This is a genomic window from Naasia aerilata, from assembly GCF_030296595.1.
GTDB classification, from domain to species: domain Bacteria; phylum Actinomycetota; class Actinomycetes; order Actinomycetales; family Microbacteriaceae; genus Naasia; species Naasia aerilata.
In genome coordinates, this window is sequence record NZ_AP027731.1 from 509898 (window position 1) to 525012 (window position 15115).

The 15115-nt window shown below is 71.6% G+C and carries 15 protein-coding genes and 1 pseudogene; 7 read left to right on the forward strand and 9 right to left on the reverse strand.

Features of this window, described 5'->3' with window-relative positions:
• Positions 1-15: 15 nt before the first annotated feature.
• Positions 16-1410 carry a class II fumarate hydratase gene (locus tag QUE51_RS02785; protein WP_286278094.1) on the forward strand — a complete coding sequence of 465 codons (1395 nt, stop codon included), beginning with the start codon at positions 16-18 and terminating at the stop codon, positions 1408-1410.
• 32 nt (positions 1411-1442) lie between these two features.
• On the opposite strand, the gene QUE51_RS02790 is transcribed toward QUE51_RS02785, so the two are convergent.
• A complete protein-coding gene (locus QUE51_RS02790) occupies positions 1443-2015 on the reverse strand; it encodes an OsmC family protein (protein ID WP_286278095.1) in 573 nt (190 codons plus the stop codon).
• Positions 2016-2174: 159 nt separating this feature from the next.
• Here QUE51_RS02790 and QUE51_RS02795 point away from each other — a divergent pair.
• A pseudogene (locus tag QUE51_RS02795) lies at positions 2175-3124 on the forward strand (thioredoxin family protein).
• A 17-nt stretch (positions 3125-3141) separates the two neighbouring features.
• Here QUE51_RS02795 and QUE51_RS02800 read toward each other — a convergent pair.
• The 5 genes from QUE51_RS02800 to QUE51_RS02820 all read right to left on the reverse strand — a co-directional run bounded on the left by QUE51_RS02800 (position 3142) and on the right by QUE51_RS02820 (position 7340).
• The gene (locus QUE51_RS02800) at positions 3142-3720 is read right to left on the reverse strand and encodes a prepilin peptidase (RefSeq protein ID WP_286278096.1); all 579 of its coding nucleotides are present in this window, start codon (positions 3718-3720) and stop codon (positions 3142-3144) included.
• A gap of 124 nt (positions 3721-3844) precedes the next feature.
• Positions 3845-5206 (reverse strand): RNA 5'-3' helicase PhoH2, encoded by a 1362-nt coding sequence (gene phoH2, locus QUE51_RS02805; RefSeq protein ID WP_286278097.1) that lies wholly within the window; start codon positions 5204-5206, stop codon positions 3845-3847.
• A gap of 190 nt (positions 5207-5396) precedes the next feature.
• The gene (locus QUE51_RS02810) at positions 5397-6245 is read right to left on the reverse strand and encodes an aminotransferase class V-fold PLP-dependent enzyme (protein WP_286278098.1); all 849 of its coding nucleotides are present in this window, start codon (positions 6243-6245) and stop codon (positions 5397-5399) included.
• Positions 6179-6526, reverse strand: a complete 348-nt coding sequence (locus QUE51_RS02815) for a hypothetical protein (RefSeq protein ID WP_286278099.1) — start codon at positions 6524-6526, stop codon at positions 6179-6181. The genes QUE51_RS02810 and QUE51_RS02815 overlap by 67 nt, the downstream gene beginning before the upstream one ends.
• Before the next feature lie 28 nt (positions 6527-6554).
• Positions 6555-7340, reverse strand: a complete 786-nt coding sequence (locus tag QUE51_RS02820) for an isoprenyl transferase (protein ID WP_286279234.1) — start codon at positions 7338-7340, stop codon at positions 6555-6557.
• Between the two features lie 124 nt (positions 7341-7464).
• On the opposite strand from QUE51_RS02820, the gene trhA reads away from it, so the two are divergent.
• Positions 7465-8211: a PAQR family membrane homeostasis protein TrhA gene (gene trhA / locus QUE51_RS02825; protein WP_434017258.1), complete on the forward strand. Its 747-nt coding sequence runs from the start codon at positions 7465-7467 to the stop codon at positions 8209-8211.
• Between the two features lie 17 nt (positions 8212-8228).
• Here the strand turns inward: trhA and QUE51_RS02830 are convergent, their stop codons facing one another.
• Positions 8229-8555, reverse strand: coding sequence for a hypothetical protein (locus QUE51_RS02830; RefSeq protein ID WP_286278100.1), 327 nt, complete (start codon positions 8553-8555; stop codon positions 8229-8231).
• Between QUE51_RS02830 and QUE51_RS02835 the strand changes: the two genes are divergently transcribed.
• The 4 genes from QUE51_RS02835 (at position 8549) to QUE51_RS02850 (ending at position 12555) form a co-directional block, all read left to right on the forward strand.
• Complete coding sequence (locus tag QUE51_RS02835) at positions 8549-9001, forward strand: DUF4307 domain-containing protein (RefSeq protein WP_286278101.1); 453 nt, start codon at positions 8549-8551, stop codon at positions 8999-9001. The two genes, QUE51_RS02830 and QUE51_RS02835, sit on opposite strands and share 7 nt — an antisense overlap.
• A gap of 102 nt (positions 9002-9103) precedes the next feature.
• Positions 9104-9595 (forward strand): transcription elongation factor GreA, encoded by a 492-nt coding sequence (gene greA / locus QUE51_RS02840; RefSeq protein ID WP_286278102.1) that lies wholly within the window; start codon positions 9104-9106, stop codon positions 9593-9595.
• 79 nt (positions 9596-9674) lie between these two features.
• Positions 9675-10394, forward strand: coding sequence for a TPM domain-containing protein (locus QUE51_RS02845; protein WP_286278103.1), 720 nt, complete (start codon positions 9675-9677; stop codon positions 10392-10394).
• 1420 nt (positions 10395-11814) lie between these two features.
• Entirely contained in the window at positions 11815-12555 is a 741-nt protein-coding gene (locus QUE51_RS02850; RefSeq protein ID WP_286278104.1) for a PspA/IM30 family protein, read from the forward strand.
• Between the two features lie 80 nt (positions 12556-12635).
• On the opposite strand, the gene ilvA is transcribed toward QUE51_RS02850, so the two are convergent.
• Entirely contained in the window at positions 12636-13895 is a 1260-nt protein-coding gene (gene ilvA, locus QUE51_RS02855) for a threonine ammonia-lyase (RefSeq protein WP_286278105.1), read from the reverse strand.
• Entirely contained in the window at positions 13888-15048 is a 1161-nt protein-coding gene (locus QUE51_RS02860; RefSeq protein WP_286278106.1) for an AI-2E family transporter, read from the reverse strand. Before QUE51_RS02860 ends, ilvA begins: the two co-directional genes overlap by 8 nt.
• Positions 15049-15115 lie beyond the last annotated feature (67 nt).

A 15115-nucleotide genomic window follows, 5' to 3' on the forward strand; every position in this document is an offset into this window, starting at 1 on the left:
CGAAGGAGCCACGCAGTGGTGGACACCGACTACCGCATCGAGCACGACACCATGGGCGAGGTGCGGGTGCCGAAGAGCGCGCTCTACGCCGCGCAGACGCAGCGGGCGGTGGAGAACTTCCCCATCTCGGGCGACCGGCTCGAGGACGCGCAGATCGTCGCGCTCGCGCGCATCAAGCGGGCCGCGGCCATCGTGAATGGGCAGCTCGGAGTGCTCGACCAGCAGATCGCGGACGCGGTCGTCGCTGCCGCGGACGAGGTCGTCGCCGGCGAGCACCTGGATCAGTTCCCGATCGACGTCTACCAGACCGGCAGCGGGACCTCCTCGAACATGAACATGAACGAGGTGCTCGCCTCGCTCGCGAGCACGTCGCTCGGCTCCCCCGTGCACCCGAACGACCACGTGAACGCCTCCCAGTCCTCCAACGACGTGTTCCCGACCTCGGTGCACGTCGCGGTCACGGAGGCGCTGCTCCGGGACCTGGTCCCCGCGCTCACCCACCTCGCGTCCTCGCTCGAGGTCAAGGCGTCGCTGTGGAAGGACGTGGTCAAGTCGGGACGCACGCACCTCATGGATGCGACGCCGGTCACCTTCGGGCAGGAGTTCGGCGGCTACGCCCGCCAGATCCGGCTCGCGATCGACCGGGTCAACGCCTCGGTCCCCCGGGTCGCCGAGGTGCCCCTGGGCGGCACCGCCACCGGCACGGGCATCAACACCCCGGCCGGGTTCCCCCAGCGGGTCATCCAGATCCTGGCCGAGGACACCGGCCTGCCGATCACCGAGGCGCGCGACCACTTCGAGGCCCAGGGGGCCCGGGACGCGCTCGTCGAGGCGTCCGGCGCCCTGCGCGTGCTCGCGGTGAGCCTCACCAAGATCTGCAACGACATCCGCTGGATGGGCTCCGGTCCGAACACGGGGCTCGGGGAGCTGCACATCCCGGACCTCCAGCCCGGATCGTCGATCATGCCCGGCAAGGTCAACCCGGTCATCCCGGAGGCCGTGCTCATGGTCACGTCCCGCGTGGTGGGCAACGACGCGACGATCGCCTGGTCGGGCGCCTCGGGCTTCTTCGAGCTGAACGTCGCCATCCCGGTCATGGGCACCGCACTGCTCGAGTCGATCCGGCTCCTGACCAGCGCGTGCCGCCTGCTGGCGGACAAGACGGTCGACGGGCTCGAGGTCAACGTGGAGCGCGCACGCGCCCTCGCCGAGTCGTCGCCCTCGATCGTGACGCCGCTGAACCGGGTGATCGGCTACGAGGCCGCCGCGAAGGTCGCCAAGCATGCGGTCGCCCAGGGGCTCACGATCCGCGAGGCGGTCGTCGACCTGGGCTTCGTGGAGCGCGGCGAGGTGACCGAGGAGCAGCTGGACACGGCGCTCGACGTACTGTCCATGACGCACCCCGGCTGAGCCGAACACCGGGACAGAAGCCCGGCCGCGCGTCAGCCCGAGTGCGAGCTCGCTGCCTGCACCGGGCTGGACTCCGCGGCCGGGGCCGCCTCCGGCACTCCCCGTTCGATCGACAGCTCGACCGGCACGGACCGGATGATCGCGTCGTAGACGGTGCAGTGCTCGAGCGCCCACTCGATGACGGCGCGGGCGGCCGACTCGTCGCCGTCCGACCCGTCGTAGTGCACCGTCACCCGCATCTCGAGCGGCCCCGACGGGATGCCCTCCTCCATGCCGAGCGCGCCCCGGTCGTCCGACTCGGCGTCCACGGTGACCACGAGCCCGTCGAGGATGAGGTGCTTCTCCGCGGCACGCATGGTGATGAACATCGCGACGCTCGCGGCGAGCGACGCGCGGAAGTACCACCCCGGCGACGGCACCGAGGCGCCGGGGCCGAGGCCCGCGAGCATGCCGTCCGGCAGGCCGTCCGGTCCGGCGACCCGCACGACGAGGTCGTGGTCCATCGTCGCCCGGGCGGGCGTGTCGTGGAAACGGGCCATCGCCGGAAGGGTCCTGAGGTATTCGCGGGCACGAGCCATGTCGCCGGCGATGTCCTGCTGCTCCACGACCGCTCCTTCGCTGCCCCGCCTCAGGATGACCCCGCCCGGACACGGGTGCAAGCCCCTTCCCCCGGCACGACCGCAGGGGCCTTTCGGCCGGTGCGACGGACGCTCCGGCACGGGAGGCTTTCCCGCATGCTGGACGTGCTTCCCCGGGAATTCCGCATGCCTGCCCTCGACGGGGCCGTCACCTGGTTCAACTCGCCGCCCCTGACCGCGGAGGATCTGCGCGGAAAGGTGGTGCTCGTCGACTTCTGGACGTACACGTGCATCAACTGGCTGCGGACCCTGCCCTACGTACGGGCGTGGGCGGAGAAGTACGCGGACTACGGAGTAGTCGTCGTCGGCGTGCACACGCCCGAGTACGACTTCGAGGGCGAGCTCGACAACGTCCGCCGGGCGATCGGCGAGCTCGACGTCGGCTACCCCGTGGCCGTGGACAGCGGCTACACCATCTGGAATGCGTTCGCGAACCACTACTGGCCGGCGCTGTACATCGTGGACCAGACCGGGCGGGTCCGGCACCACCAGTTCGGCGAGGGCGGGTATGCCGAGGCCGAGCGCGTGATCCAGCGGCTGCTGGAGGACGGCGGAGTCACCGGCTTCGAAACGGCCCCGGTCGACGTGCGGGGGCGGGGACTGGAGGCGCCCGCCGACTGGGGGAATCTCCGGTCGCCCGAGACCTACCTCGGCGACGACCGCGGCGAGCGCTTCTCGTCGCCCGGCGGCGCCTACCGCGGCATCTCCCGGTCCTACGATGCGCCCGCCCGGCTGCGCCTCAACCACTGGTCGCTCTCCGGCACGTGGACCGTCGAGAACGACAGCGTCGTCGGAGAGGAGCCGGGGGCCGGATCGCCTACGCGTTCTCGGCCCGCGATGTGCACATGATCCTCGGCCCCTCGGCCCGCGGCATGGCGGTGCCCTTCCGGGTGCTCCTCGACGGGCAGCCCCCGGGGCGGAACGGCGGAGGCGACGTCGACGAGAGCGGCAGGGGCACCGTGACCGAGCAGCGGCTCTACCAGCTGATCCGCCAGCAGGGGCCGATCACGGAGAGCACCTTCGAGATCGAGTTCGCCGCGCCCGGCGCGCACGCGTACTCGTTCACCTTCGGCTGACCCCGCACCGTCCGGCGTCACGCGGGGACGGCGAGGCCGACCCAGAACCCGGCAAGCAGGAACGGGCCGAAGGGCAGCCGGGCTCCGACCCCGTCCCGCAGGAGTGCGGGCACGGCGGCGATGCCCCCGGCGAGGAACGCCACGAGCAGCGCGGCGATGGAGGGCTCAAACCCGCGCGCGCCGAGCAGGAGGCCGAGGACGCCTGCGAGCTTGACGTCGCCGAGCCCCATGCCGCCCGCCACCGCGAGGAGCAGGAGCAGCACGAGCGCTCCTCCGCCCACAAGCGCGGCCGAGAGGAGCGAGGCGCGGCCGGCCGCGGCGCTGAGCAGCACGGCGGCGACGGCCACCGGGTAGCCGGGGAGCGTCAGGACGTCGGGCAGCCGGTGCTCGGCCAGGTCGATCCGGACCAGCTCGGGCGTCGCCGCGGCGAGCGCGAGCACGGCGAGGAGGAGCGGGTCCGCACCGAGGAAGCCGACCGCCGCCGCGGCGAGGGCGAGCGCGGCCGGCAGCTGCCAGGCGAGCATCCGGGGCTGCCAGGGCACTCTGGGGCGCTGCCGCACGGCGGTCGGGACGGGAAGAGCGCTCCGCTGCGCCATGCGGTCACCCTAGGGAGACCGCCCGTCCCCCGTCCGCGTCTGTCCACAGCCGCGAGATGCCACCTGGTGTCCTCCGACCTCTCGGAGGAGGAGCCCCAGATGGCATCTCGGCGGGCGGAAGGGCTCAGGCGAGCTCGTTCGACTCCAGCATCTCGGTGACGAGAGCGGCGATCGCGCTGCGCTCGGACCGCGTGAGGGTGATGTGCCCGAACAGCGGGTGGCCCTTCAGCGTCTCGATGACACTCGCGACGCCGTCGTGACGGCCCACCCGGAGGTTGTCGCGCTGCGCCACGTCGTGGGTCAGCACCACCCGAGAGTTCTGGCCCACCCGGCTGAGCACCGTGAGCAGCACGTTGCGCTCGAGCGACTGCGCCTCGTCCACGATCACGAACGCGTCGTGCAGGGAGCGGCCGCGGATGTGGGTGAGCGGGAGCACCTCGAGGATGCCCCGGGCCACGATCTCCTCGAGGACGTTGGGCGACACCAGGGCGCCGAGCGTGTCGAAGACCGCCTGGCCCCATGGCGACATCTTCTCGCCCTGGTCTCCCGGGAGGAAGCCGAGCTCCTGGCCGCCGACGGCGTACAGCGGGCGGAACACCATGATCTTCCGGTGCTGCTGCTTCTCGAGCACGGCCTCGAGGCCGGCGCAGAGAGCGAGGGCCGACTTGCCGGTGCCCGCGCGGCCGCCGAGCGAGACGATGCCGATGGTCGGGTCGAGGAGCATGTCGATCGCGAGCCGCTGCTCCGCGCTCCGCCCGTGCAGGCCGAACACCTCCCTGTCACCGCGCACCAGCCGCAGCTCCCGGGCGCCCGTCACGCGGGCGAGGGCGGACCCGCGCTCCGAGGACACCACGAGCCCCGTGTTGATGGGGAGCCCCTCCACCGTCGAGGTGCGCATGCGCTCCGACTCGTAGAGGTCGGCCATCTCCGACCCGCTGAGCGCGACCTCGGCGAGCCCGGTGTAGCTGGGGTCGTGCGCGAGCTCGGCCCGGTACTCCTCCGCGGCGAGGCCGATCGAGGCCGCCTTGACGCGCATCGGGAGGTCCTTCGAGACCACGACGACCTCGAGCCCGTCGTTCTGCAGGTTCATCGCGACCGCGAGGATGCGCGAGTCGTTGTCACCAAGCTGCAGCCCCGACGGCAGCACCGCCATGTTGGAGTGGTTGAGCTCGACGCGGAGGCTGCCGCCCTCGTCGCCGATCGAGATCGGGAAGTCGAGCCGCTCGTGCTGGAGGCGGAGATCGTCCAGGTTCCGCAGCGCCTGGCGCGCGAAGTAGCCGATCTCAGGATCGTTGCGCTTCGACTCCAGCTCACTGACGACGATGACGGGAAGGACGACGGCGTGCTCGGCGAATCGGAAGATCGCCTTCGGGTCCGACAGCAGGACCGACGTATCGAGGACGTAGGTGCGTTCGGCCGTGGCGGCCTGCCCCTCCTGCGTCGTCGATGCGTTCGTCGCGGACTTGGAACGGGCGGCTGATGCCACAACAACTCCCACCTCGAGTGCGGAATCCTGCACTCGAATCAGCGAGGCGGCCACGGTGGGACGTTGCGAAACGTACTTATGTGGCCGTTTCGATCAGGTGCCGTACCTGATGCGGTGAACGCTACGCATCCCCTCCGACGACGCCGCGAGCGACACGCCACCCGCACGTTACGACCGGATTAACGCCGCCTCAGCGGATGCGCTGGGCCGAGGAGTAGCTGATCAGCGCGGCTCGGAGCATGCTGAGCGTCTCATCGGTGGTGCCTGCGTGCACCCCGAAGCGGACGAGGCCCTGCCGGACCGTGGCGGCGACCCCGTGGTTGAAGAGGGACGCCGTGAGCAGGGTGAGGTGGTCGGGCTCGGGCTCCACGACGACGAGTCCGGCCCGCTCGCGCTCGTCCCGTGAGGAGATCACGGGGAGCGCGAACTCGTCGGCCAGGTCGATCAGCTGCGACGCGCGATCGGCGACCGCCTCGGCCACCGCGGGCACACCGACGTCCTGCAGGTCCTCGAGCCCCGCGGCCAGCCGGGCGGCGGCGAGCGGGTCGGCCGCGCTGACCCGGAACGCGGCGGCGCCGCGCACGGGTGGCGGCACCTCGTCCCAGGGGATGAGGTCCTCGTCCGCCGTTCCGACGTAGCCGGAGAAGACCGGGGTCAGCCGATCCACCGCCCGGTCGCTGAGCGCCAGGTAGCCGGTGCCCCAGCCGGCGCGCAGCCATTTCTGCCCGCCGCCCGCGACGATATCGGCGAGTTCGAGCGGCGCGTCCACCACGCCGAAGCCCTGGATCGCGTCGACGAGGAGCAGCCGGTCGCCGATGACCTGCCGGATGCCCTCGATGTCCGCGACGTAGCCGGTGCGCGCGTCGACGAGGCTGACCGCCACGGCGACGGTGGTCGAGGTCAGCTGGTCGCGGATCTGCCCGGGCGTCACGCGCCCGTGATCGGTCTCCAGCCAGAGCGGGGCCGTCACGCTCAGCGACTGCTCGGCGCGCACCGCGGCGAAGGGCAGGCTCGGGAACTCGGCCCGGGAGAGCAGCACTCCCCGGTGATCCCGAAGACGGCCTGCATGATGGCCGTGCTCGTGTTCGGCTGGAGCACGACCTGGTCGGTCCGGAACCCGAGCGCGGTCGCCAGCGCGGCCCGAGCCCGGCCCTCCTGCTCGGCGATGGCGTCCGTCGCGCCGAACCGCGACCGGGAGAGCAGTTCCCGCTGCCAGTCGATCTCCGCGACGACGGCGGCGGAGAGCGGTCCGTAGGAGCCGTAGTTCAGGAAGCCGGGCTCCTCCAGGAAGCCGGCCTGATAGCTCTCGAGCGCAGTCATGTCGCTCGCCAGCATAGGGCGGAGCGGATCAGCTCCCGAAGCGGCGGTGCCGCTGCCCGTAGGCGCGCAGGGCGCGGAGGAAGTCGACCTCCCGCAGGTCGGGACCGAGCGCCTCGACGAAGTACAGCTCGCTGTGCGCGCTCTGCCAGAGCATGAAGTCGGAGAGGCGCTGCTCGCCGGAGGTGCGGATGACAAGGTCGGGGTCCGGCTGCCCGCCCGTGTAGAGGTGCTCGGCGATCAGCTCTGGAGTGAGGATCTCGGCGAGGTCCTCGATGGTGCCGCCCTGGAGATGGTGACTCGCGACGATGCTGCGCATCGCGTGCGCGATCTCGGTGCGCCCGCCGTAGCCGACGGCCAGGTTGATGTGCAGGCCGGTCTTCCCCTCACCGCGGCGCTCCGCCTCCTCGAGCGTGCGGACGAGCTCGTCGGGCAGTCCGGCGGTCGTGCCCACGTGCTTCACGCGCCAGTCCCGGAAGTGCGAGAGGTCCTCGGCGAGCTGCCCGATGATCTCGATCAGGGCGCTGAGCTCCTCGCTGTCCCGAGCGCGGAGGTTGTCGGTGGAGAGCAGGTAGAGGGTCACGACGTCGATGCCGACGTCGTCGCTCCAGACGAGGAACTCGCGGAACTTCTCGGCGCCCGCGCGGTGCCCGTGGGCGGCACTGTCGAGCCCGAGCTGACGGGCCCAACGGCGGTTGCCGTCCAGGATCATCGCGAGGTGCCGCGGGAGGTTCTGCGCGTCGAGGGACCGGCGGATGCGGCGCTGGTAGAGCGCGTAGATGGGGTTGCGCGGCGAGGTCTTCTGCCGTCGGAGCACCCGTCCCACGTTAGTCCTCGACGTCCTCCGACGGGGACCGGCGACCCCGCCCACGGCTCCGTCCGGTGGTTACGCTGGAGCGGTGGAGGAGCAGGGCGGTCAGGTCGGCGCGCGCGGCGACGAGGTGGACCAGGCGGCGGCCGACGAGGAGTCGGCTGCGCGGGCGGACCGCGAGGACGGGGCCTCGATCCCGAACATCCCGCTCCTCGAGGACGAGCTGGAGCAGCCGGCCGAGACCCGGCCCACCTGGCGCGGCTGGATCCACGCGGGCACCTTCCCCCTCGCGATCATCCTCGGCATCGTCCTCCTGACCCTGGCGCACGGCGGCGTTGCGAAGACGGCGAGCGCGGTGTTCATGGCGTCCTCGCTGCTGCTCTTCGGCAACTCGGCGCTCTACCACCGATTCGACTGGAAGCCGCGGACGAAGCGGCTGCTGAAGCGCATCGACCACGCGAACATCTTCCTGCTCATCGCGGGCACCTACACCCCGCTGTCCCTGCTCGCGCTGCCGCCGGAGAAGGGCGTCGTCCTGCTCGCCGCGGTGTGGGCGGGCGCCGTGCTCGGCATCGGCTTCCGGGTCTTCTGGATCAGTGCGCCGCGGTGGCTCTACGTGCCGATCTACATCGGCCTGGGCTGGGCGGCCGTCGTGTTCTTCGGCGACCTGTTCGCGGCGAACGCCGCCATGATGCTGCTCGTCCTCGTGGGGGGCCTGCTCTACACCGCGGGAGCCCTCGTCTACGGGTTCAAGCGGCCGAACCCCGTCCCCGGGCACTTCGGCTTCCACGAGATCTTCCACGCCTGCACGGTGCTCGCGTTCCTGTGCCACTGGGCGGCGACGCTGCTCATCGCCCTCTCGCCCGCGTACGGCTGAGCGGGAGCGCGACGCGCTCAGGCGGAGGGCGGGGTCCCGCCCTGCTCGCGCTCGATCTCCTCGCGCACCTCCGCGCGGTACCGGACCCGGCGCACGCGGCGCACCATGTCGAGGATCAGCAGGATCGTGATCACCGCGACGAAGAAGAAGATGACGAAGCCCTCGGGCCCGGGAGTGACGAGGTTCTCGTCGAGCGCCGGGGACGGGCTCGGCGTCGGAGTGCTGACGAGCGGCAGGAAGGCCTCGGCGATGCTCAGGGCGATCGGTCCTTTCGGCCCTGCGTTCAGCCGGGCCTTGTAGCGTGGATTCCAGACTAATCCGCGGGACAGGGAGCGACGTGACACGATCGGCGACACCGTCGGCGGCCCCGTCTGCGCATCCGGCCCCGGCGGGCGATGGCGGCACGCTCGACAGCAGGTACGGGCGCACGCCCGCGACGCGGCGGCGGCGGAGATGGCTGGCCGTCGCGGCGGCGCTCGCGTTCGTGGTGGTCTTCACCGCCTGGGTCGTCTGGGCCGGGCTCGACGGCAGCGCCCCCACGATCGACGCGACCGACACGGGCTACGACATCGTCGGCGACGACCAGGTGGCCGTCCGGTTCTCCCTCAACGTGGATCCCGGAACGCCCGTGCGCTGCGCGGTCCAGGCGCTCGACGATCACTTCGAGGTGGTCGGCTGGAAGGTCGTCGACGTCCCCGCCTCCGAGGAGCGGGTCCGCTCCCTGACCGAGACGATCCGCACCGTGAGCCGCGCGAACACGGGCTTGATCTCCAAGTGCTGGCTCCCGTAGCGTAGGGGTTCGCCTTTTCACACGGGTGCGCGTGCACCCGTGGAGGCCTGAGCGGCTCCGCCATCCGTCCCGCGGGCCCCCTCTCGTAGCCCAGGAGTACCCATGTCCCAGCAACCACCCGTCACCTGGCTGACCCAGGACGCCTTCGACCGGCTCTCCGCGGAGCTCGAGCAGCTGTCCGGCCCGGCTCGCCTCGACATCGCGAAGAAGATCGAGCAGGCCCGCGAGGAGGGCGACCTCAAGGAGAACGGCGGCTACCACGCCGCCAAGGAGGAGCAGGGCAAGATCGAGGCGCGCATCCGCCAGCTCACGCAGCTGCTGCGCACTGCCGAGGTGGGCCAGGCCCCGACCAGCAACGGCTCCGTCGGCCTCGGCTCCGTCGTCACCGCGACCATCGCGGGCGACGAGGCCACGTTCCTCGTCGGCAACCGCGAGATCGCCGGCGACAGCGACCTGGACGTCTACAGCGAGCAGAGCCCGCTCGGCCGCGCCATCCTCGGCCTGGCCGTGGGTGAGAGCACGACCTACGCGGCGCCGAACGGTCGCTCCATCGAGGTCAAGGTCCTCGCGGTCGAGGCCTACTCGGGTCAGTGACCCGCAGCGCGCGTCGCATGAGCCGGGAGACTGCCGCAACCTGATGCGGGCGGTCAGACCCGCTCGATACTGTGGAGACGTGGCACCGAACATGGTGAGGCGCGCGCCGGGATGGGCGCGGATCCTCCTGACCGGCATGGCGACGGCGCTTCTCGTGGGCACCGCGGCCCCAGCGTTCGCGGTCGCGCCCGTCGACTTCGGCGGATCCGACGTCGTCGACCAGGCGGGGGTGCTCAGCGCGAGCGACGAGTCGCGGGTCCAGTCCTCGCTCGACGACCTGCAGCAGAGCTCGGGCGTCACCCTGCTGGTCGCGTACATCGACTCCCCCACCGATCCGAGCGACATCGGCGCCTGGACGGACCAGGTGGCGACGGCCAACGGCCTGGGGAGCAACAACGCGCTCCTCGTCGTCGCCGTCGAGGACCGCCAGTACCGCTTCTCGGTCGCCGAGTCCTCATCACCGCCGATCAGCAGGATGCGATCGAGCGTGAGGACATCGTCCCGGCGCTCGGCCAGGACGACTGGGCGGGCGGAGCGACCGGCGCCGCGCAGGGCCTCGCCGACGCCATCTCGGGCACGTCCAGCGGCGGAGGCGGCGGAGCCGGCAGCGGCTCGTTCAGCATCGTGCCGACCCTGGTCATCTTCGGCGCGCTGTTCGTGCTCCTCGCGCTCATCGTGGTCCTCGTCCGGGTGCGCGCCGCACGCCGCAAGGCAGCTGTGCGACGGACGGAGGAGCTCGATCAGAAGCAGCTCGATCTCAAGGCCGGCGCCCTGCTGGTGCAGCTCGACGATGCGCTGAAGACGAGCGAGCAGGAGCTCGGCTTCGCCGAGGCCGAGTTCGGCGCAGAGCAGACCGCGCCCTTCCACGCCACCCTCGAGTCGGCCACGGGCAAGGTGCGCGAGGCGTTCCGCATCAAGCAGCGCCTGGACGACGCGGAGCCGGAGACGCCGGAGGAGCAGCGCCAGCTGGCGACCCAGATCATCACCCTGTGCGAGCAGGCGGACGCGGAGCTCGACACCCAGGCGGAGGCCTTCGAGCAACTGCGCGAGCTCGGCAAGAACGCGCCTCAGGCCCTCTCGGCGATGACCTCGGACGCGGAGCGACTCGGGGCGCGGATTCCCGCTGCGCAGAGCACGCTCGCAGCGCTGCGCGCCCGGTTCGACGAGTCGGCGGTCGCAAGCGTGGCGGACAACCCCGCGCAGGCGCAGAAGCTCCTCGAGTTCGCGGCGAACGAGGGCTCGAAGGCCGCGGAGAGCATCCGGGCGGGCAAGGCCGGGCCAGCGGCCGTGGCGGTGCGGAACGCCCAGCAGTCGCTCGGGCAGGCGGCCCAGCTGCTGGACGCCGTGGATCGGGCCGGCTCGGACCTCGACGCCGCCACCGGCAAGCTGACTGCGGCCGCCCAGGCGCTGCAGGAGGACGTCGACGAGGCGCAGCGGATGACGGCGCAGGCGCGGGCGACGGCCTCTCCCGAGCTCGACGGCATCGTCGGCGAGGCGCAGCGGGCTCTGGCGGCGGGCCCGGCGCCCCGGAATCCCGTCGCGGCGCTCACAGCGCTCACGACCATCGAGCAGCGCATCGACCAGGCCCTGGCGCCGGCCCGCGAGAGGGCGCAGCGCATCCAGCGCGCCCAGGCCTCCCTCGACCGTGCGCTGTCCACGGCGGCGAGCCAGATCGCGGCCGCCCGCGACTTCATCACGACCCGCCGGGGAGGCGTGGGTGCCGAGGCGCGCACGCGGCTCGCGGAGGCGGAGCGGCGCTACGCGGAGGCCCAGGCGTCGGCGGCGGGCGATCCCGAGGGCGCGCTGGCCTCGGCGCAGTCGGCCGCGTCGCTCGCCGCGAGCGCACTGACCGCCGCTCAGTCGGACGTGAGCGACTTCATGGGCATGGGCGGCGGCGGCACGCCGGTCGTCGTGGGCCGCGGCGGAGGGGGCGGCGACATGACGAGCGCGATCCTCGGCGGCATCATCGGCAGCATGCTGGGCGGCGGAGGCCGGAGCGGCGGCTACTACGGCGGGGTTCGCGCGGCGGAGGCTTCGGCGGCGGTTTCGGGGGCGGCTTCGGCGGGGGTCCCGCGGTGGCGGGTTCCGCTCCGGGGGCGGGGGGTTTGGCGGCTCCCGTGGATTCGGGGGCTCGTCCGGGGGACGCCGCAGCGGCGGCGGGCGCTTCTAGCGACGTATCGAACGACGAAAGTCGAAACAACCGAGAGAAAGAGGAACCGATGGCGAAGCAGACCATCTTCGGACGCATCGCGCAGCTGGCGAAGGCCAACATCAATGCGCTGATCGACCAGGCGGAGGACCCGCAGCTCATGCTCGACCAGCTGGTGCGCGACTACACGGGCAGCATCCAGGAGGCCGAGAGCGCGATCGCGCAGACGATCGGAAACCTGCGGCTGCTCGAGGACGACCACCGCGAGGACGTCGAGAACGCGCAGGAGTGGGGCCGCAAGGCGCTGGCCGCGAGCTCGAAGGCGGATGAGCTCCGGTCGTCCGGCGACACCGCGGGCGCGGACAAGTTCGATGCGCTCGCGCGCGTCGCGCTCACGCGCCAGATGCAGTCGGAGGGCGAGGCGAAGAGCGCCGAGCCGAGCATCGCGTCGCAGACCGAGGTGGTCGAGCGGCTGAAGACCGGCCTGCAGAAGATGCGCGAGAAGCTCGGCGAGCTGACCGCCAAGCGCAACGAGCTCGTCGCGCGCAGCAAGACGGTCGAGGCGCAGTCGACGGTGCAGGACGCGATCAAGTCGATCGACATCATGGACCCGACGAGCGAGGTGAGCCGCTTCGAGGAGAAGATCCGCCGCGAGGAGGCGCGCGTCCGCGGCCAGGAGGAGCTCGCCGCGTCGAGCCTCGACGCCCAGTTCGAGAACCTCGAGGACATCGGCGAGATGACCGAGGTCGAGGCGCGCCTCGCCGCGCTCAAGGCGGGCGGCTCGGCGCCGAAGGCCGTCACCGCCGGCTGACCGCTGCCGCCGAACGCGGTCCAGAACGCCGAGCGCGCCCCGGAGACGGGGCGCGTTCGGCGTCGCGGGCGCGCGCGGCGCTAGGAGCCGGGAGTGCGCGGGTCGTAGCCCGCGGCGCGCAGCGTCTCGATGACGAGGGCCGCGTGGTCACGGCCCCGGGTCTCGACGCTGACCTCGATCTCGACCTCGCTGATCTGCAGGCCGCGGCCGTGGCGCGTGTGCAGCACCTCGACCACGTTGGCGTTGGCGTCCGCGATGAGCCGCGAGATGATCGCGAGCTGTCCCGGCCGATCCGGCAGGCCGATCCGGAGGCTGAGGTAGCGGTCGCCCGCAGCGAGACCGCGGCTGATGACGCGCTCCATCATCAGCGGGTCGATGTTGCCGCCGGAGAGCACGACCACCGTCGTTCCGAGGTCCGCGCCGAGGCGTCCGCTGAGGATCGCGGCCACGCCGACTGCGCCGGCCGGCTCGACGACGAGCTTCGCGCGCTCGAGCAGCACGACCATCGCCTGGGCGGTCTCGTCGTCGCTGACCGTGACGACCTGGTCCACCATGTCGCGGATGATCTCGAAGTTGAGCACACCCGGGCGCGCCACGGCGATGCCGTCGGCGATCGTGGGGGCGATCTCGATCGCGATCGGCTCGCCCCGCTCGATCGACTGGGGGTAGGGCGCGGCATTCTCGGCCTGGACGCCGATCACCCGGATCGGCCGCTCGCGTCCCGCCGTCTTCTGCTTGATGGCGCTCGCGATGCCAGCGACGAGGCCGCCGCCGCCGATCGGCACGATCAGGGTGTCGACATCCGGCACCTCGTCGAGGATCTCGAGCCCGAGGGTGCCCTGGCCGGTGATGACGTCGGGGTGGTCGAACGGCGGGATGAGGACCGCGCCTGTCTTCAGCGCGTACTCGGCGGCGGCGCGCAGCGGCTCCTCGACCGTGTGACCCTGCAGGATCACCTCGGCACCGTACGAGCGCGTCGCCTGCAGCTTGGGCAGCGGGACGCCGATCGGCATGAAGATGGTCGCCCGGATGCCGAGCTCACGGGCGGCGAGCGCGACGCCCTGCGCGTGGTTGCCGGCCGACGCGGCGACCACGCCGCGCCGGCGCTCCTCCTCGGTGAGGCGGGACAGGCGGTAGTAAGCGCCGCGGATCTTGTAGGAGCCGGTGCGCTGCAGGTTCTCGCACTTGAGGTGCACGGGACTGCCGAGGACTCCCCCGAGGTAGCGGGAGTCCTGCATGGGCGTGCGCTCGGCGACGGTGGCCACGACGGCGCGGGCGCGCTCGAAGTCGGCCAACCCCGGACCCGCGAATGCGGGCGCAGCGGGGGAAGGATCAAGCATCGGGTACGACGTCCTCGAGTTCTGGTTTGGGGTTCACGCGCCAGGTTCCCTGGGCGATGTATTTCACCATGACATTGAGGGTGGCGACGAAGGGCACAGCGAAGAAGGTGCCGGGGAGACCGCCGAGCACGCCGCCGCCGATGACGGCGAGGACGACCGCCAGCGGGTGGACCTTGACCGCGTTGCCCATGATGAGCGGCTGCAGCACGTGGCCCTCGAGCTGCTGCACGAGCAGGACGCCGGCCAGCATGATGATCGCGGGCACCGGCCCGTTGTAGACGAGGGCGATGAAGACGGCCAGGAAGCCGGTGACGAAAGCACCGACGACGGGCACGAACGAGCCGAGGAAGACGAGCACGGCGATCGGGATCGCCAGCGGGATCTGCAGGATGAGGGCGACGATCCCGATGCCGACCGCGTCGATGAAGGCGACCAGGATCTGCACGCGGACGAACGCGCCGACCGTGTGCCAGCCCGCCCGCCCGGCCCCGTCGACGGCGGGACGCGCCTTCTTCGGGAACAGCCGGACCACCCAGTGCCAGACGCCCTTGCCGTCGATGAGGAGGAACAGCGTGCTGAAGAGCACGAGCAGGAACCCGGTGAGGACGTGCGTGAGTGTGAGGCCGACCGAGAGCGCGCCGGAGACGAGCACTCCGCTGTCCTGCTGCAGGCTCTGCACGCCCTGGTTGATGAGGTCGTTGAACTGCGCCTCGCTCACCTGGAACGGGGAGTTCGCGAGGAAGTCCTTGAACTGGTCGTAGGACTGCACGCTCTGCTTGCGCAGGTCGTCGAAGCCCCGGATGACCTGCGTCACGACGAGGTAGATGAGGGCGGCGAGGGCCAGCAGGGTGCCCACCTCGGCGACGAGGATCGCGAGCCACCTGGGCCAGTGGTGCCGGGTCAGAAAGTGCACGAGCGGCACGAGCAGGGACGCGATGAGCACGGCGATGAGGAGCGGGATCACGATCTCGCTCAACTGGATCACGACGAAGACGACGATCGCGAACGCCGCGGCCACGACGATCGCCCGCCAGGACCACGCGGCGGCGATGCGCATCCCCGGGGTCACCGAGTCGGAGCGGTCCGCGAGCTCGCCGGCCACGAGGTGGCCTTCGGGCTTGAGCGCCTGGGCGACCTGCTTCTGCTCCTCCATGGGAGTCCCGGCGGTCGAGCCCGAGAGAGTGGTCGACGGTCCGTCGACCAGGGGGCCGACTCCTCGC